At 68.4% G+C, this 17,711-nt stretch carries 17 protein-coding genes; 7 read left to right on the top strand and 10 right to left on the bottom strand.

Annotation, left to right across the window (positions count from 1 at the left end; genetic code table 11):
* Window positions 1-124 precede the first annotated feature (124 nt).
* Entirely contained in the window at window positions 125-1,297 is a 1,173-nt protein-coding gene (locus OXS27_RS16775; protein WP_243919090.1) for a zinc-dependent alcohol dehydrogenase, read from the bottom strand.
* A 253-nt stretch (window positions 1,298-1,550) separates the two neighbouring features.
* On the opposite strand from OXS27_RS16775, the gene OXS27_RS16770 reads away from it, so the two are divergent.
* Window positions 1,551-2,663, top strand: a complete 1,113-nt coding sequence (locus OXS27_RS16770; RefSeq protein ID WP_267357655.1) for an alkene reductase — start codon at window positions 1,551-1,553, stop codon at window positions 2,661-2,663.
* 74 nt (window positions 2,664-2,737) lie between these two features.
* Here OXS27_RS16770 and OXS27_RS16765 read toward each other — a convergent pair whose 3' ends face one another.
* The 3 genes from OXS27_RS16765 to OXS27_RS16755 all read right to left on the bottom strand — a co-directional run bounded on the left by OXS27_RS16765 (window position 2,738) and on the right by OXS27_RS16755 (window position 4,789).
* Window positions 2,738-3,034 (bottom strand): hypothetical protein, encoded by a 297-nt coding sequence (locus OXS27_RS16765; RefSeq protein WP_267357653.1) that lies wholly within the window; start codon window positions 3,032-3,034, stop codon window positions 2,738-2,740.
* Entirely contained in the window at window positions 3,031-3,342 is a 312-nt protein-coding gene (locus OXS27_RS16760; protein ID WP_267357651.1) for an EthD family reductase, read from the bottom strand. Before OXS27_RS16760 ends, OXS27_RS16765 begins: the two co-directional genes overlap by 4 nt.
* Before the next feature lie 319 nt (window positions 3,343-3,661).
* Window positions 3,662-4,789, bottom strand: coding sequence for a hypothetical protein (locus OXS27_RS16755; RefSeq protein ID WP_267357649.1), 1,128 nt, complete (start codon window positions 4,787-4,789; stop codon window positions 3,662-3,664).
* Window positions 4,790-5,327: 538 nt separating this feature from the next.
* Between OXS27_RS16755 and OXS27_RS16750 the strand changes: the two genes are divergently transcribed.
* From OXS27_RS16750 to OXS27_RS16735, 4 genes are all read left to right on the top strand, one after another.
* Window positions 5,328-6,716 carry a deoxyribodipyrimidine photo-lyase gene (locus OXS27_RS16750; RefSeq protein WP_267357647.1) on the top strand — a complete coding sequence of 463 codons (1,389 nt, stop codon included), beginning with the start codon at window positions 5,328-5,330 and terminating at the stop codon, window positions 6,714-6,716.
* A gap of 153 nt (window positions 6,717-6,869) precedes the next feature.
* Window positions 6,870-8,249, top strand: coding sequence for a chloride channel protein (locus tag OXS27_RS16745; protein ID WP_267357645.1), 1,380 nt, complete (start codon window positions 6,870-6,872; stop codon window positions 8,247-8,249).
* Between the two features lie 111 nt (window positions 8,250-8,360).
* On the top strand, window positions 8,361-8,540 hold the full coding sequence (locus OXS27_RS16740; RefSeq protein WP_007566531.1) for a DUF1328 domain-containing protein: 180 nt from the start codon (window positions 8,361-8,363) through the stop codon (window positions 8,538-8,540).
* 10 nt (window positions 8,541-8,550) lie between these two features.
* A complete protein-coding gene (locus OXS27_RS16735) occupies window positions 8,551-9,405 on the top strand; it encodes an SDR family oxidoreductase (RefSeq protein WP_267357639.1) in 855 nt (284 codons plus the stop codon).
* A 477-nt stretch (window positions 9,406-9,882) separates the two neighbouring features.
* Here the strand turns inward: OXS27_RS16735 and OXS27_RS16730 are convergent, their stop codons facing one another.
* The gene (locus tag OXS27_RS16730; protein ID WP_243919082.1) at window positions 9,883-10,842 is read right to left on the bottom strand and encodes a cation diffusion facilitator family transporter; all 960 of its coding nucleotides are present in this window, start codon (window positions 10,840-10,842) and stop codon (window positions 9,883-9,885) included.
* A 156-nt stretch (window positions 10,843-10,998) separates the two neighbouring features.
* On the opposite strand from OXS27_RS16730, the gene OXS27_RS16725 reads away from it, so the two are divergent.
* Window positions 10,999-11,436 carry an HIT family protein gene (locus tag OXS27_RS16725; protein WP_267357637.1) on the top strand — a complete coding sequence of 146 codons (438 nt, stop codon included), beginning with the start codon at window positions 10,999-11,001 and terminating at the stop codon, window positions 11,434-11,436.
* A 3-nt stretch (window positions 11,437-11,439) separates the two neighbouring features.
* On the opposite strand, the gene OXS27_RS16720 is transcribed toward OXS27_RS16725, so the two are convergent.
* The 5 genes from OXS27_RS16720 to OXS27_RS16700 all read right to left on the bottom strand — a co-directional run bounded on the left by OXS27_RS16720 (window position 11,440) and on the right by OXS27_RS16700 (window position 15,295).
* On the bottom strand, window positions 11,440-11,844 hold the full coding sequence (locus OXS27_RS16720; RefSeq protein ID WP_243919077.1) for a PilZ domain-containing protein: 405 nt from the start codon (window positions 11,842-11,844) through the stop codon (window positions 11,440-11,442).
* A gap of 212 nt (window positions 11,845-12,056) precedes the next feature.
* Window positions 12,057-12,287 carry a hypothetical protein gene (locus OXS27_RS16715; protein WP_243919075.1) on the bottom strand — a complete coding sequence of 77 codons (231 nt, stop codon included), beginning with the start codon at window positions 12,285-12,287 and terminating at the stop codon, window positions 12,057-12,059.
* Between the two features lie 116 nt (window positions 12,288-12,403).
* Window positions 12,404-14,491, bottom strand: coding sequence for an NAD(+) synthase (locus OXS27_RS16710; RefSeq protein WP_267357634.1), 2,088 nt, complete (start codon window positions 14,489-14,491; stop codon window positions 12,404-12,406).
* A gap of 106 nt (window positions 14,492-14,597) precedes the next feature.
* A complete protein-coding gene (locus OXS27_RS16705) occupies window positions 14,598-15,005 on the bottom strand; it encodes a hypothetical protein (RefSeq protein WP_267357631.1) in 408 nt (135 codons plus the stop codon).
* Window positions 15,002-15,295 carry a DUF6516 family protein gene (locus tag OXS27_RS16700; RefSeq protein WP_243919070.1) on the bottom strand — a complete coding sequence of 98 codons (294 nt, stop codon included), beginning with the start codon at window positions 15,293-15,295 and terminating at the stop codon, window positions 15,002-15,004. Before OXS27_RS16700 ends, OXS27_RS16705 begins: the two co-directional genes overlap by 4 nt.
* Window positions 15,296-15,548: 253 nt before the next feature.
* On the opposite strand from OXS27_RS16700, the gene OXS27_RS16695 reads away from it, so the two are divergent.
* Window positions 15,549-17,711 (top strand): DNA translocase FtsK (locus tag OXS27_RS16695; protein ID WP_267357627.1); only part of this gene is annotated, 2,163 nt, incomplete at its 3' end.

Raw genomic sequence — 17,711 nt, 5'->3', positions numbered from 1 at the left:
CTTACCAAAAAATCCCTCCGGTATGGAGGCTATGGCATGCGATCGGGGAGGGCGTAGTCCGAGCGGTTCATCGCCGCCCGGACCATGCCGTGATTCGCGATCGACCGAAGCCGATCCCGTCGGATCAGAGGTGGAACACCACCTTCACGCAGCCGTCCTTCTTGTCGCGGAAGGTCTTGTAGAGGTCCGGACCCTCTTCGAGGTCGTGCGACCGGTGCGTAATCAGGCTGGTCATGTCGATCTTGCCCTCTTGGATCAGCTTGGTCAGCGTCTCGAGGTAGCGCTTCACGTGGGTCTGGCCACTCTTCATGGTCAGGCCCTTCTGGACGATCGAGCCCATGTTGATCGGCAACGGACCGCCATAGACACCCGGCACCGAGACGATCCCGCAGGGCCGCACCGCCTTGATCGCCTCCGCCAGCGCGTAAGGCCGCTCGGTCGCGGTGAGCTTCTCCTGCACGGCCGAGAGCACGCCGGTGATGCCGCCATGGCCGGCACTCGCCTCCATGCCGACGCAGTCGATCACCGCGTCCGCACCCAGGCCCTTGGTGATCTCCTTGATCCGCTCGAACACGTCCTCGTTCATGAAGTCGATAATGTCGGTGGCCCCCGCCTTCCTGGCCAGCGCGATGCGCTCGGGCACGGTCTCGATCGCGATGATGCGCTCGGCGCCCATGATCTTGGCCGATTGGATGGTGAAGATGCCGACCGGGCCGGCGCCCCAGATCGCGATGGTCTCGCCGCCCTGGATCTCGCAGTGCTCGGCAGCCTGCCAACCGGTCGGCAGGATGTCGGTGAGGAAGAGGACCTGCTCGTCATCCATGCCCTCCGGCACCTTCATCGGGGCCACGTCGGCCATCGGCACACGGACATACTCGGCTTGGCCGCCCGCGTAGCCGCCGGTGAGGTGCGAATAGCCGAACAGGCCGGCCGTGGTGTATCCGAACTGCGCCGCCGCCATTTCGGCGTTGCGGTTCGAGCGCTCACACACCGAGTAGTTGCCGAGCTTGCACTGCCGACAGGCACCGCAATTGATGTTGAAGGGCACGATGATCCGATCGCCCTTCTTGAACTTGGTGAAGCCCTGACCGACCTCGACGACCTCGCCCATGAACTCGTGGCCGAGCACGTCGCCGCTCTCCATGGTGGGCATCAGCCCGTCCATCAGGTGAAGATCCGAGCCGCAGATCGCGCAGCTCGTCACCTTGATGATCACGTCGCGGGAATCCTCGATCTTCGGGTCGGGGACTGTGTCGCACCGGATGTCGTTCCGGCCGTGCCAGCACAGTGCCTTCATAACGCGCGTCTCCAGATGTCGGTGGGGTGAGGCCGGGTGCGGCCGTCTCTCCGGGTAAGCCCTGCGCGGTACGGCCAAGTTCCTGGCCGCCGACCCTGCGGCGAAGGAACCTGAGCTTGGGCCTGCGTGGAACCTCGACCCAACCGTCGGGGGTTGTCGGCTCGACGGGGCGCTCCGGTTCCGCGTCGAACCGTGACACGCGCACCCGACGCCCGGCGCACACCCCCGATCGTCAGAGCCTCTGCGAGCCCTTATGCCGAACAGCCCGATCCTTCAGCCGGTCACGATCGGTGGCCTGAGCCTCAAGAACCGCGTCGTGATGGCGCCGCTCACCCGCAGCCGCTCGAACAACGACGGGGTGCCGCCGGAATTCGCCGCCGATTATTATGGTCAGCGGTCGAGCGCCGGCCTTATCGTCGCGGAGGCGACCAACATCTCGCCCCAGGCCGTGGGCTACGCCTATACCCCCGGGATCTGGTCCGACGCGCAGGTGGAGAGCTGGTCGCGGATCGTCCGGACTGTCCACGCCAATAACGGTCTGATCTTTCTTCAACTCTGGCACACGGGCCGGATCTCGCATCCCGATCTACAGCCCGGCGGGGACCTTCCGGTCTCGGCCTCGGCGATCAAGCCGGAGGGCACCGCCTTCACGCGCGAGGGGATGAAGCCCCACGTGACGCCCCGTGCCCTGGAGACCGACGAGATCCCCGGCATCGTGGCGGATTACCGCCGGGCCGCGGAGAACGCCAAGCGGGCCGGGTTCGACGGCGTCGAGATCCACTCGGCCAACAACTACCTGCTCGAACAATTCGTGCGCGATTCAACCAACCAGCGGACCGACCGCTACGGCGGCTCGACCGAGAACCGTCTGCGCTTCCCCCTGGAGGTGGTCCAGGCCGTGACCGAGGTCTGGGGCGGCGGCGGCCGCGTCGGCATCCGGATCTCGCCCGCTACGACGCAGCCGGGCGAGACCCCACTCGATTCCGATCCGAACGCCACCTACGGCAGCTATCTCGACGCGCTCAACGGGTTCGGGCTTCTCTACGTCCACGCGATCGAAGGTGTGACGCAGCAGACCCGTGATGCGCCGGAGGGCGTCGATCTCCAGGCGCTACGCCGCCGCTTCAAGGGCGCCTACATCGGCAATAACGGGCTGACCCTCGATCTCGCCGAGCAGGAACTGGCCGAAGGTCGAGCGGACCTGTTCAGCTTCGGCCGGCCCTACCTCGCCAATCCCGATCTGGTGGAGCGGTTCGCCACCGGCGCACCCGTGGCCGAGGCGCCGAAGGCCTATTGGTACGGTGGAGGTGCGAACGGCTATTCCGACTGGCCCGGCATGAACGGGCCGGTTCCCGTTCGTCGGTGAGGCCGCGTGCGACGCGCACCTGGGTAAACTGGTTTACGAATGTTTCACGTGAAACATCGTCGTTAACCGAGCCTTTATTCGTCCTCCAGCGGATCGCCGGTCCAGTGTGTCGCGAAAGCGGCGAGCTCCCGTGCCTCCGCGAAGGCCATGACGGTGACGTCACGCTCGTCCGGGCCTGCGCCCGGGTAGGGCGCGAGCTGGATCTTCACGTGCGCGAGACGGCCGCCGGGGGCGTTGGCGGCCAGCCAGGACTGAGCCTCAGCCGACAGCTTTTCCGAGCCGTCGAGCGCTCGCGAGTCGCTCCGCAGGACGATGACGTAGGTGCCGAGGCTGGGATCAGCCCCCTGCACCGCCTTGATGATATCGATCACGGGCCCTCCGCAAAGTCGTTGATCTGAACCTGGGCCTGCACCTGGGTGAAGTTCGGGATATCGGCGAAGATCTCGGTGCCATGGGCGGCAACGGCCTTCTGGAACGCATCGACCGATTCGAAGGTCAGCAGAGCCATGACCTGGATCGGCGCAGTGCCGCCATCCGGCGTCCCGGCGCCCTTGACTACCTTAGCGTCGTGCAGGCCCAGCGCGGACCAGCGCTCCCGGACCAGCGGCATGTGATGGCCGAGGTAATAGCCCATGTCGAAGCTCGGGCCCGACGGGTACATCACGCTCACGAGAATCATATTGGTCCTTCTCCCTGTGTCGCGGTTCGGCTGTCCGGCCTACGGGCAAACCCGACGCGCTTTGCGGAGCCCCGAGGCACGCTTCGAAGCAGCCCGAGATCATATGAGCGGCATCGGACGAGCCAAAAGCCAGCGCTCGAGCGGGACTAGGTTGGCCGGATCGTACGCGGAAAGCTAGGGCGTTGGCCCTCGGAGGCGAGAATCGTTCGCGAGAACTCCCGGTCCGATCGGCCGATCCGCCCTCCGACGTCACAAGCCTGCCCGACCGGGCAGGCCCGAGAAGCGGGAAGCTGCATGCCCCATCATGTTCAGCGACGGGTCACGGTACGCGTTTGGGCAGACCGACATCCCCCGCCGGAACGAATTTCTGCGCCCGCTTGCCGGTATCGACCTCTGTCGTGAAGACGTTCCCCTGCGAATCGACCGCGAGATTGTGGATCCAGTGAAACTGGCCTGCCATGCGGCCGTTGCGGCCGAAGGCACCCACCACTGCGCCGGTGGCGCGCTCCAGGGTACGGACCTCGTTGTTGGCCCCGTCGGCATTGAGGAGATAGGTCTGGTCCGCGTCCGGCCAGAGCGCCAGTTCCCAGACCGAGCCGTTGGCCCGGGTGTTCTTCTCCACGAAGAACTCCGTCACGAAGCTCCCGTCCTTCCTGAACACCTGAACCCGGTCGTTGGTCCGGTCACAGACATAGACCAACCCGTCCTTGGCGATGCGCACGCAGTGGACTGGGTTGGCGAATTGCTGGGCCGGAGCGGCCGCCGGATCGTAGGGGCCGAGCTTGTCGTCGGTGGGCGGCTTGCCGTAGGCGCCCCACATCCGCTTGAACGCCCCCGTGTCCCGGTCGAACACGATGATGCGGTGGTTGTAGTAGCCGTCCGCCACGTAGACCTCGTTGGCCGCCATATCGAAATCGACGTTGGCGGGCTTCCCGAGACGGCTGGTGTCGCGGCTGTCGGTCTGCGGGCCGGACTTGCCGATCTGCAGCACGAACTTGCCCTCGGGGGTGAACTTCAGAAGCTGCCCGTCCTGATCGCCATTGCCGGCGATCCAGACGAAACCCTGGCCGTCGATCTGTATGCCGTGCTCGTTGGCCGGCCAGTCGTAGCCAGTCCCGGGGCCACCCCAACTCCGTAGAAGGTTGCCGGCCTGATCGAATTCCAGCACCGGCGGGGCCGGCTTGCAGCATTTGGTCCGGGGCGGATCGAGGCTCGCGGCCTTCTCGTCGTCGGTGAGGGTACGCGGTCGCTGGATCACCCAGATGTTGTCCTGCGCGTCGGCGGCGACGCCCGCGGCCTGACCCAGGATCCAATCGTTCGGCAGCGGCTTCGGCCAAGTGGGATCGACCTGGAACCGCGGCGGGTCCGTGGCCGCCGCCGGGCCCGCGAGGGCGAGCAGGCAGGCGAGCGCCGGCAGCGCGGCAACGATCCTCGCAGAGATCCGCATGGCGTGTCCTCCCGCGCCTGTTCCGGCGCTCGGTGCCAGCATGACGTTAGGATCCGGCCGGATCCAGTCGGACAGACACGGTTCTGTGACAGGCCCCCATGGACCACCGCACAGAAAAAAGGCCACTCCCGAAGGAGCGGCCCGAAGTCTAGGGAGGAAACGCCCAAGAAGGGCTGCAGGACCGCGACGCCATCGCTGTCCCGCGCTGCACAATCTGCGCCCGTGGCTAAAAATTGCAAGACCATCAGGACAGCACCGCTGTCCTTTTGTGCGACGGCACACGTGTCCACGGACCCCTGTGCTGAAAATGCCGCAGGCTCGTTCCCGAGGGTAGATCCCGGAGCTCCCGCGTAAAACCTGTGTCGAATGCAGCGTAAGTCGCTGGCCCAATGCAGGTTTGGGTCGTTCATCCCCACTGCTTCCCCGGGGCTCGACGATCGCCGGGCGTGCTCACGCCCCGGAGAGACGACGGCGCGATCCGCTCTAGCTTTCAGGGCCAGTGTTCGGCGCATGACGCGAAGTGGGGATCAGGGTGAGCATGGCGATCCAGAGTGAGCGGATCCGGGTTCTCAACGACGTCGAGCCGCGCGAAGACGGGGCTTACGTGCTCTATCTCCTGCAACAGGCCAATCGGGCCTCGTTCAACCCGGCGCTTGAACTGGCCATTGAGGAAGCGAACCACCTGGGCCTCCCGGTGGTCGCCTGCTTCGGTCTGCTCGATGGCGCCAGCGGCTTTCCCGAGGCCAACGCCCGGCATTACGCCTTCCTGCTCCAGGGTCTTGCGGATGCGAAGGCCGGTCTGGAGAAGCGCGGGATCGGCTTCGTCATGCGCAAGGCCTCGCCCGCAAAGGTCGCCATCGACCTCGCGAAGGACGCGGCACTCCTCGTCCTCGACCGGGGCTATCTCGCCATCCAGAAGGGCTGGTACGCGGAGATCACCGAGGCGGTGAAGACCCGGATCGTCCAGGTCGAGGGCGACGTGGTGGTGCCGGTCGAGGTAGCCTCGAACAAGCATGAATACGCCGCCCGGACCCTGCGGCCGAAGCTGAACCGGCTCTGGGACCCGTTCATCGAAGAGCTGAAGCCGCGCAAGCCCAAGCACGCGGCCGAGACGCTCAAGCTGAAGAGTGCCATCGACGTCTCGGACCCCGAGGCGGTGCTCGCCGGCATGACGCTCGATCGCGTGGTCGGGCCGGTGAAGCGCTTCATCGGCGGCGAGACGCAGGCCCGCAAGCGCCTGAAGGCGTTCGTGGCGGACGGCTTCGCGGGCTACGGCGCGGGCCGCAACATGCCGGAGGCGGCCGCCGCCTCGCACATGAGCCCCTACCTGCATTTCGGTCAGATCTCGCCCGTCGAGATCGCCCTGGCGGTGCGCGAAGCCAAGATCGGCGACGACGACGACCGCGGCGCTTATCTGGAGGAACTGATCGTCCGGCGCGAGCTCGCGATGAACCACGTCTTCTACACGGAGGGCTACGATTCCTACGAGAAGGCCGTGCCGGACTGGGCGCGCAAGACGCTCGCTGAGCACGCGAAGGATGAACGCCCGCACGCCTATTCGGAGGCCGAACTGGCGGCCGGCGAGACCCACGACCTCTACTGGAACGCCGCGATGCGGGAGATGCGCGAGACCGGCTACATGCACAACCAGCTGCGGATGTACTGGGGCAAGAAGATCCTCGATTGGTCCCCCTCGCCCGAGGAGGGGTTCGCCCGCACGCTTCGGCTCAACAACCGCTACTTCCTCGACGGGCGCGACGCGAACTCCTTCACCAATGTCGCCTGGGTCTACGGCCTGCACGACCGGCCCTGGGCGCGACGCAAGGTTTTCGGGACCGTCCGCTACCAGAGCGAGAACTCACTGAAGAAGTTCGACGCGAAGGGGTACGTGAAAGCGGTAGAGAAACTCTGCGCCGCAGAGGGTTGAAAGGGGCCCGGTCCCGGATCAGGCGCATCGATCAAGGCCTTCGAATCGAGCCCGGGTGATATGCCGGGGCCGGCGTGCCTTGACTGACCTGGGCCACGCCACATCAAGTGCGGTATAGCATCCGCTCCGGCGGCGCGGGTGCAGTACTCGATCATGGTGGACACACGGGACGACGTGCGGGAAACGGCCGGATCCCCCCGCCCGCGGCGCTCCCGCTACCGCCGCTCGATCATGCGCCTGCGCTCGGCCTCGCTGGAGGCCTACCCGCTCTGGCGCGGCCGGATGCTGTTCCTGGCCGGGGGCATCTGCGTCGGCCTCGCTGCCGTGCTGATGGCCAAAGGGGCAGACCTCGCGCAGGACGGATTCCGGCGGCTCATCGCGATCTCCCCGCTGATCGCGCTGGTGCTGACGCCCGCCGGCTTCGCGCTCGCGGCGCTGCTCGCCCGCACGGTGTTCCCGAATTCGCAGGGCTCGGGCATCCCGCAGGTGATCGCGGCCCGGCACGCCCGGGATGCGCGCTTCCGGTTCTCGCTGATCTCCCCACGGGTGGCCCTCGGCAAGGTGCTGGTGCTGTTCCTCGGGCTGTTCTGCGGCGCCTCGGCAGGCCGCGAGGGGCCGACCGTACAGGTCGGCGCCGCCATCATGGCGGCCTTCGGCCGACTCACGCCGGACCGCCTGCCGGGCCTGTTGCTGGCGGGGGGCGCGGCTGGCGTCGCTGCGGCCTTCAATACGCCGCTCGCCGGCATCGTGTTCGGGATCGAGGAATTGGGCCGGGCCTACGAGGCACGCTCCTCCGGCCTGATCGTGGCCGGGATCGTCGCGGCGGGCCTGACCTCGCTGTGGCTTCTGGGCAATTACACCTATTTCGGCACCACCCAGGCTGAGCTGCCGTTCGCGGCGAGCTGGGTCGTGCTGCTGATCGCGGCCGTCGGCGGGCTCGCGGGCGGGTTGTTCAGCCGGATCGTGATCCTGTTTGCCCGCGGGCTACCGGGGCGCGCCGGCCGCCTGATCCGAGCTCGGCCGGTGGTGTTCGCGGCCGCCTGCGGGTTGTGCGTCGCCCTGTGCGGCCTCGCCTCGGGCGGAACGGCCTACGGCACCGGCTACGAGGAGGCCCGGAATATCCTCCACGGCGATGCCGCGGCCGGCTGGGCCTACGCGCCGTTGAAATTCGCCGCCACCGTGCTGAGCTCGATCAGCGGCATCCCGGGCGGGTTGTTCGCGCCGTCGCTCGCGGTCGGGGCCGGCCTCGGCGGCACGGTCCACAGCCTGCTGCCCGATATGCCGGTGGGCGCCCTCGTGCTGATCGGCATGGTGGCCTATTTGACGGGCGTGCTCCAGGCGCCGATCACCAGCTTCGTCATCGTCACCGAGATGACCCAGAACCACGCCATGATGATCCCGCTGATGGTGGCCGCATTGGTCTCCGACGCCGCCTCGAAGGCGGTCTGCCGGGGCGGCCTCTACCACACGCTCGCGGAGATCATGCTGGAGCGGGCCGACGTGCCGGCGCAGCCGGTAAGTCAGACCGCCTGACCGGCCTTAAGAAAATAAGCGGCCTGGGGCTGGACCGCGGAACGGTCTCGCTTGGCATTGGTTGAGGCAACGAAACCTAGCCCGGTCGTCGGGCGCGTGTGGAGTGATGCCATGACCCTCCTGAAATGGGCCCTCATCTGCTTCGTGATCTCGCTGATTGCCGGCGGCCTCGGCTTCACCGGCATCGCCTCGGGGGCGGGCTCGCTGGCCCGGATCCTGTTCGGCCTGTTCCTGCTGGTCGCCATCGTGATCGTGGTCATCGCCTTCGCGGTCGGCCAGGCGGTGTTCTGAGGCGCGCGTGATGCGCGGCACGGTCTGCCTCGTCACAGGGGCGACCAACGGGATCGGCTACGAGACGGCCTTGGGCCTCGCGCGCTTAGGCGCGCGGGTCGCCATCGTCGGGCGCGATGCCGCGCGGACGCGAGCGAGCGCGGACCAGATCCGCGCCGCGGCGCCGGGCGCCGTGGTCGATCCGCACATCGCCGACCTCTCGGCCCAGGCCGAGATCCGGCGTCTCGCCGCGACCCTGCGGGACGCCTATCCCCGCCTCGACGTGCTGGTGAACAATGCCGGCGCGATCTTCGACCACCGCACCCTGACCGTCGACGGGATCGAGCGCACCTGGGCGCTCGACCATCTGGGCTACGTGCTGCTGACGCTCGAACTGCTCGACACCCTCAAGGCGTCCGCGGCGGCCGGCGGCAAGCCGCGGATCGTCAACGTCGCCTCCGCGGCTCATACCCGAGGGCATGTCGATTTCGACGACATCGAGGGCGCACGGCGCTACGGGGCCATGCGGGCCTACGCGCAGGCCAAGCTCGGCAACGTGCTGTTCACCTATGCCCTCGCCCGGCGGCTGCGGGGCGAAGGCATCACGGTCAATGCCCTGCATCCGGGGGTGATCAATACGGGCTTCGCCCGGAACACCGGCGGCCTGTTCGGTACCGCGTGGTCGCTGATGCGGCCGTTCCTGACAACACCGGAGAAGGGCGCGCAGACCTCGCTCCACGTAGCGAGCGCCCCCGAGCTCGATGGCGTCACAGGCCGCTACTTCTCCCATTCGAAGCCCAAGGCCTCCTCGTCCGAGAGCCGCGACGAGGGCGTGCAGGAGCGGGTCTGGGCGCTGAGCCTGAAGCAGGTGGGGCGGAGTGAATGAGGGGAGACTGGCTCAGGCGGCGGCCGACACGAAGCCAGGTTTGATAGAGGTCTTGAAGAGCGTCATGTCCCCCAGAGCGCATCGCGTTCTTCGGGGGTCAGAGATGTCTGCGGGCCCGCTTGGCCTTCGCGAAGGCTGCTCGGCGGATTGCCGCCACACGCTCCGCAAAAGGAATCGCTGCGTCCGCGCTCGCTGTAGCGGTCCGGCGCCCCTGCTTGATCGTCGCCGGATCGCTAGGCGCCTCACTTGGCTTCATGGTTTCCTCGGCTGCGGTTCGGGGCGGGTCTGTTCAGGCGCCCCTTTCCCGGACAGGTGTAGCGGCAGCGGAACCTGATCCGGGATCTAGCATGAGACGTCGCGAAGCGTCTGACGGCATCAAACAGTGCCGCTTGCGCGGCGCTTCCTATGCTGGTTCCCGGGTCGCATTCCGCTTTCGCTCCATGCGCCCAGGAAAGGGTGCCGCCGTGAAGCCCCCCCTCACGCTGCCCGCCGCACCCCGTGATCCCCCTGCTGCTGGATCTCGACGAACACCCGGGTCACGTCCGGATTGCGCTGCTTCAGCGCCCGGTCGAGGCGGGTCACGAGGCCCTCGACATCGCCCGCGCTTACGTCATCGGCCATGTCGATGCTGAGATTGACTAGGATGTCGGAGGGGCCGAGGTGCTGAGTTAGCACCTCGTTGACGTGGAGCACGCCCGGCTCGGCGCGGGCCAGCTCGAAGATCGCAGCGACGACCTCGGGATCGGCGGCCTCGCCGATCAACAGGCCATGGGTCTCGACCATCAGGAAGCCGGCCATCCCGATCAGCACGAGGCCGATCCCCACCGAGGCCCAGCCATCGAGGCTCGGCATTTCCAGGATATGGCTCAAGGCGACCCCGGTGAGGGCGATCAGCAGGCCGATCAGCGCCGCGGTGTCCTCGGCCAGAACCGTGAACAGGGTCGGATCCTTGCTGCGCCGGATCGCCCGCACGGCCGAGTGCTGGCCCTTCTCGGCCCAGAACTGGCGCATCGCCACGAAGAACGAGGTGCCCTCGGCCACGATGGCGAAGCCCAGGATGCCGACATTCACCCAGATCCCGGGCAGCTTGTAGCCGAAGAGTTCGGCGTCCACGTCCGGCTCGGGGTGGCGAACGCGCTCGATGCCCTCGTAGACCGCGAAGACGCCACCCCCGAGGAAGATCATCAGGGCGACCACGAAGGCGTAGAAGTAGATCTCGCGGCCGTAGCCGAACGGGTGCCGGTCGTCGGCGGGCCGCTCGGACCGCTTCATGCCCACCAGCAGCAGCACCTGATTGGCTGTGTCGACCACCGAATGCACGCCCTCGGCGAGCATCGCGGTCGAGCCGGTCAGCGCCCCACCGACGAACTTCGCCACCGCGATGGCAAGATTGGCGCCCGCCGCCGCGTAGATCGCCCCCGTGCTCTCGTGCGCCATCCGGTAAACCTCTGCACCCCGATCCGCGCCGCCCACCGGGCACCGCCACGCTCCAGCCGCGGCGGTGCAAGCGTTCCAGTGCACGGCCGGTTCCCATGTGGACGCGGCTGGGCGGCCCGTGCAACCTGTCGCCGCTCAAGGTTTTCCGGAGGCGGCATGGCCGACGCGCGCTACGACCCCGACAACATCTTCGCCAAGATCCTGCGCGGCGAGATCCCCTGCCACCGCGTCTACGAGGACGCGCAGACGCTGGCCTTCATGGACGTGATGCCCCAGGGCGAGGGCCATACCCTGGTGATCCCCAAGGCGCCGGCCCGCGGCCTCCTCGATGCCGACCCCGAATCGCTCGCGGCCCTGATGGCAAGCGTCCAGCACGTCGCGCGGGGCGTGAAGGCGGCGTTCCAGGCGGACGGGCTTACGGTGTTCCAGTTCAACGAGCCGGCCGGCGGCCAGACCGTGTTCCACCTGCACGTCCACGTCATCCCGCGGCGGGAGGACGTGCCGCTGAAGCGCCACGAGGGCGGCATGGCCGACAACACGATCCTGGCCGAGCACGCGGCGCGCATCCGCGCGGCGCTCGACACGCAGCGCTAAGGGTCAGGCCGCGCTGGCCGAATCGCCCTGGGCCATGCTGGCGAGCAGTCGGCGCAGGGCGGCGTTCTCGGTCTCCAGCTCGCTCACGCGCCGCAGCAGCAGGGTGACGGAGGCATCGGTGGCGACCGGATCGGGCACCGCCGCAGCCGCAGCCCGGGCGGCGTCCTCGAAGGTCACGCCGATCCCGTCCTCCCGCCGCCAGCGCAGGGTCGCCCGGTAGGTGCGGTCCTTCTGCGGGATGTAGAGGTCGAACACCTCCGGCAGCGTCGTGGTCTCGCTCATGACGAGGCGCGCGCCGGACGAGGACATGTCGCGCACGAGGCAGTCGAAGCTGGACGACCCGTTGTTGAAGACGATGCGCCCCTTGAGGAAGACCCTCTGGCGCGTCTCTCGGCGGTGCTCCGACATACGTGCGGCTCCGGAAGGCTGACAATTCGACAGAGTCTGCACGCCAGCTCTTAAGGAATCTTCGTCGGGATACCGGACTCCGGACCTATTTCAGAGCCGGATATCGATAGAGAGCGGGCGGATGCGGGTTCTCGTCCGGGAGCAGTGCGGCAGCCGCCGGTTCCGCGCGTCTCACATCCCGGCAGGGAGGAAAGTGCGTGCGGAGTCCCCGCTCACGCCGTGAAGCGCCGGTCCACCGTCTGGAACAGATAGAAGCCGTTGAAGCGCACGGCGGTGTCGGCGGCCCGGTCGTCGAAGTCGAGGGGCTGACGGCTGCCGTCACAGAGCTTGCCGCCGAAAACCCACCGGCCGGCACCGATGAAGGGCGGCACCGTGCTCGCCTCCGGCACCGCGCAGCAGAGGCCCTCCTCGCCCTTGAGCTGGAACAGGTTGTAGCTTCGCATTCGAAGTCCTCCGCCTGGCCGCCCTTGAAGCCACCTGTTCCCTGTGCAGGAGCCTGCACTGGCAATAATTGGCTTGACCGTGCTCATAATGGCACAATCGGTCGAGTTTGTGACGGTCAAGTTTCAGGGACGTTTCGGTTCAGCTCGTCGATCCAGATCCGCGCCGAGCCGTCCGAGGGCGCGCGCCAGTCGCCCCGGGGCGACAGGGAACCGCCGGCCGAGACCTTCGGGCCGTTCGGGAGTGCCGAGCGCTTGAACTGGCTGAAGCCGAAATAGCGGTTCAGGAACACGCCAAGCCAGCGCCGGATCTCGGGAAGGTCGTAGGCGACCCGCTTGGCTTCGGGGAAGTCCGGCGCCCAGAAGCCATGGTCCTTGTCGCCCCAGGCGTGCACCGCCAGGAAGGCGATCTTCGAGGGGCGGAACCCGTAGCGCAGCGTGTAGAACAGGTTGAAATCCTGCAGCGCGTAGGGGCCGATCGTGGCCTCCGTGCTCTGCGGGCTGTCGTCCTGGTCCATCGGCACCAGTTCGGGGGAGATCTCGGTGTCGAGGACCGCCTGCAGCGTGCGCGCCTCCTCGGGCCCGACCTCGCCGTTGCCGATCGCCCAGCGGATCAGATGCTGGATCAGGGTCTTGGGTACGCCGGCATTGACCGCATAGTGGCTCATCTGGTCGCCGACGCCGTAGGTGCACCAGCCGAGCGCCAGTTCCGAGAGGTCGCCGGTGCCGACTACGAGACCGCCCGCGTTGTTGGCCAACCGGAACAGGTAATCGGTGCGCAGCCCCGCCTGCACGTTCTCGAAAGTCACGTCGTAGACCGCCTCGCCCCTGGCGAAGGGGTGGTTCATGTCGGCGAGCATCTGCTTGGCGGCCGGGCGGATGTCGATCTCGGCGGCCGTGCAGCCGAGCGCCTTCATGAGCGCGTGGGCGTTGGTCTTGGTGGCGTTCGAGGTGGCGAAGCCCGGCAGCGTGTAGGCCATGATGTCGGAGCGCGGGTATCCCAAGCGGTCGAACGCCTTGGCGATCACGATCAGCGCGTGGGTCGAATCGAGGCCGCCCGAGACGCCGATGATGGCCTTGCGGGTGCGGGTGGCCTCAAGCCGCTGGGCGAGGCCGGCCACCTGGATGTTGTAGGCTTCGTAGCAATCCTGCGCGAGGCGCGACGGGTCGGCCGGCACGAAGGGGAAGCGCTCGATCCGGCGGATCAGGCCGAGATCGGCCTCGGGCGGGTCGAGCCGGAACGGGATCCGGCGATAGGCGAGGGCGTGGCGGCGCGCGTCGTCGTCGAAGCTGCCGGCCTGGAGGCGCTCCTGGGCGATCATGTCGAGGTCGATATCGGCCATCGTGGCCACCGGCTCCTGCGGGAAGCGCTGGCCCTCGGCGAGGCGCACGCCCAGCTCGTCGATGCTGGTCTGGCCGTCCCACGACAGGTCGGTGGTCGATTCGCCCTGGCCGGCGGCGGCGTAGACATACGCGCAGGCGCCCCGCATCGACGCGGCCCGCGACAGGAGTGCGCGCGACTCGGCCCGGCCGACTGTGATCGGGCTGCCCGAGAGGTTCGCCAGCACCGTGGCGCCGGCCAGCGCCGCGCGCATGCCGGGGGGCTCGGGCACCCACAGGTCCTCGCAGATCTCCACCCCGACCACGAGGCCCGGCAGATCCTCGGCCGGGAACAGCAGGTCGGTGCCGAACGGCGCATCGATGCCCGCGACCCGGATGGTCTCGCCGACGATCCCCGCTCCGGACGCGAAATGGCGCTTCTCGTAGAACTCCCGGTAGTTCGGCAGGAAGGTCTTCGGGATCACGCCAAGCAGGCGGCCGCCCTGGATGGCGAGCGCGCAGTTGTAGATCCGGTGGCGCCAGCGCAGCGGCGCGCCGACGAGCAGCAGCGGCCGCAGGCCCGCCGATTCGGCGATCACCCGGGCGGCTTCTTCCTCCACGGCATCGAGCAGCGTCTGCTGCAGCAGCAGATCCTCGATCGCGTAGGCCGACAGCCCGAGTTCGGTGAAGACCGCCAGTGCCGCACCCGCATCGTGGCAGGTCTGCGCGAGGGCGAGCACCGCGTCGGCGTTGCGCGCGGGCTCGGCCGGGTGGCTGCGGCCCGTGCAGGCCGCTACCCGGGCGAAGCCGTGGCGGTAGAGGGAGCTGAAGGTGGCCGGTCCGAGGCCCCGGAGATCGGCGGGGGAGGGGAAAGGCGGCTGGGTCACGGGCACCTGTCCGTCGGAGGGTCTCTCAAGCCCATATGTGGCTCGATCTTGGGGCTGCATACAGTGGAGGACGCCCGAGAGGCTTCGGATGCCCTCTATGGCCTCCTCATTTCACGGGCTCGACCGCCCGCTTTTCGCGTCGGCTTCCCGTTTTGGCTCCGCCGAATTTCACCGTCACCGTCGCCTCTGCTGCGGCCAAGGTAAGCTGCCGCCCAGTCTTGCGTATGGCCCCGGTCGATGCCAGCGCGGCGACATCGTCATAGACGCGCCTGTAGGGCCGCCCGACGCGGCCGGCGAGGGCTGTGATGGATGGTGCCGGCGCATCCGCGAGCGCGTCTAGGATCTCGAGCCGCGCGTTCGAGAAGGCCGCCTTGAAGCCGTTCAGGCTCTCAAAGACGAGTACGGGCCGTTCGGGCGTGAGGTCGCCCGCTTCGGCGCGGTGCCAAGCCGTGATGAAAGCCTCCCCGATCTCTTCGGCCGAACCGCCGATCTGAATGAGGGTGCCCTTGGTCATAGCGATCCTCCGCGAAGCAGGCGGACCTCGCTGAGGAAATCCGCGACCAGCTGCTCGACTGTGGTGACGATGTAGTTCGACGGCAGGTCGCCGCGATGGACGTGGTCGCCCTTCCCCGCTTCGTTGTCGTAGGCGAGGATACGCTCACCGGCACGACCGTAGAACAGTGAATATTTCAGGCTGTGCGCTGATCCGCGTACGGGCGTCGGCACCACCACGATTTTCATCTGAAGGATCACGCCGTCGTCGTAAACGATCCGGCGGCTGAAGAAGGGGGTCGCCTTGGCCATGGATTAAATGTGCCGGCCGCAATATGACGTCAAGCGTCATATTTGTCAGGCGGAATGCTTCTGATTGAGCACTTCGAGGTGGGCTTCTCTCTTTACGGGCATCCTGTCCCGCAGCGTCCCACCGCCCCACCGACAGCCCACATGGTTTCCACCAGATGGCCCCATGGCAAGCCTCCATTAACGACGAATGGCCTAACTCGGAGCAGCCGCCGCGCACCGGCGGATCCCTGTTTCGAGTATCGTTCGAGAACCCATGCGCGCATCGGGACGGCCTCCGTACTCTCACCGTGATCCCGCCCGCCCGGTGCGCGGCGGCGACCGCTCGGGTCTCTCCCTGGGAGCCCTGGCGCATCGGCTGATGGCGCTCCGCGCCAGCCTCACCCGCCGCCTGTCCGGCTCCCCCGCCGGGTTGCCCGCCCGTCCGGCCCACGGCGCTTCCGGGCGTCGGGCCGAGCCGAGCTGGCTGACCACGCCCGCCACGATGGTCGGGCGCGACATGCCGGAGCGTTCCATGCGTCCGCGCGCTGCCACGCCCGAGCATGTCTGGCCCGACGAGGTCTTCGACGACCGGGCGCGCCTCGATGCGCCGGAGGCACCGGTGTTCGAGAGCCGGATCGACCGCAGCGCCTCCTCGCCGGGCGTGCTGGTGCGTCAGCCCCGCCGGCCCGCCGCCATCGCGCCCGAACATGCTCCGGACGGTGCCCCTTTGCACGCCCCGGTCCCCGCACCGCATCCGGCCATGACCGCCTCGGCCGTGCGCTACACCCGTACGCCCGATTCGGTGCTGCAGGAGCGCCGCCAGCGCGCCCTGGAGGCCGAGCGCGTTGCCCTGGAGCGGGCCCGCGCAGAGGCGCAGGCCGCCGCCCTGGCTCAGGAGACCGAGCGGACCGCCCGCGAGCAGGCGGAGCATGAACAGGCCGAGCGCGCCCGGACCGTCGACGCGCAGGCGGAGCAGGCCTTGGACGTCTCCGTCCTGTCCGGTCCCGCCCACGAGGCCGAGGTGGTGCCGCTCTGGCGCCAGCCCTTCGTCGCCCCGCCGGGCGTCCGCTTCTTCCGGACGCCGGACCGCCGCCCGGCCCGGCCCGCCGTCGAGCTGGCCGCGTCGACGGCCGTGATCGCCCCGGTGACGGTGGCTTCAATCGCTCTTGAGCCGGCTATCCAGGACATGGTCGCCCAGACGTCCTTCATCGACGAGGCCGCCCTGCCGCAGATCGAGGCCGCTATCGAGGCCCCTGCTCGGGACTGGTCCGATCTGCCGGACTGGTCGGGGGTCCAGCCCTGGTTCGGCGGCGGCGATTGGTCGTCCGTGGAAGCCTGGGCGGCCCTGGAGCCGCAGCCTGCCGAGGCCACCCCGGTGCCGGCCGCCATCGAGCCCGCCACCTCGATGATCCCGGATGCCGTGCAGCCGCCGCGGCCAGTCTACGTGCTCGACCGGCTCGTGCGGTTCGATCAGCCGCCGCGCCCCGCCGATGGGCAGGACAACGGCCGGATGCAGGCGCCCGAGACCGTACATCGGGATGACGCGGACGCCGCGATCCGCAGCGCGTTCCTGCCCTCCGCCGCGGCGTCGGCGCCGGCAGGCCTGTCGCTGGTCTTCGGCCCGGGCAGCGCCACGGCTGGAGCACACACCACCGAGGCACCGACCGCCGAGGCTCCGCGTCGCGCCCCGATGCTCAGCGCCATGGCGGCCCGGGCCGCGATCCGCGCCGCCGGGCAGCCGAGTTCCGCACCGGCGCTCCCTCCGGTCCAGGCCGAGGCTGTGCCGGTGGCACCGGCCGTGTCCGGCCCGGAGCAGGCCGAGGTCGAGCGGGTGGTAATTCCGATGACCCCGCGTCCGGTCCTGCTGCGGGGCAAGCTGGCGCCCCAGCCTGAGCCGGCGCAGCCCGAGCCGGCTTTGGCCGAGATCGAGGCCGAAGGCGAGGCTGAGCTCGAAGCCGCGCCCGTCGCGACCATGATCGAGCCGGTCGCCGCCGCGCCGGTTGCGCTGCCGATGGTCTCGCCCCGGGCGCACCTGATCCCGGCGGGCCGGCATCTGGAGATCGCGTCCATCGAGAACGCCGATTACGAGCTGCCGTCCCTGGAATTGCTCGCCCTGCCGGCCCCCGGCGGCAGCGAGGAGGTCGATGCCGACGTGCTGGAGCAGAACGCCCTCAACCTGCAGCAGACGGTCCAGGATTTCGGCGTGCGCGGCGACATCCTGGCGGTGCGGCCGGGCCCGGTCGTCACCCTGTACGAGCTCGAGCCCGCCCCCGGCACCAAGTCCAGCCGCGTGATCGGCCTGTCCGACGATATCGCCCGGTCGATGTCGGCGGTCTCGGCCCGCGTCGCGGTCGTGCCCGGCCGGAACGTCATCGGCATCGAATTGCCGAACGAGACCCGCGAGACCGTCTACCTGCGCGAACTCCTGGCCTCGGCC

It is taken from the genome of Methylobacterium sp. GC_Met_3 (assembly GCF_026540775.1).
In the GTDB taxonomy this organism is placed as follows: Bacteria; Pseudomonadota; Alphaproteobacteria; order Rhizobiales; family Beijerinckiaceae; genus Methylobacterium.
This window is presented reverse-complemented; position numbering and strand designations above follow the sequence as displayed.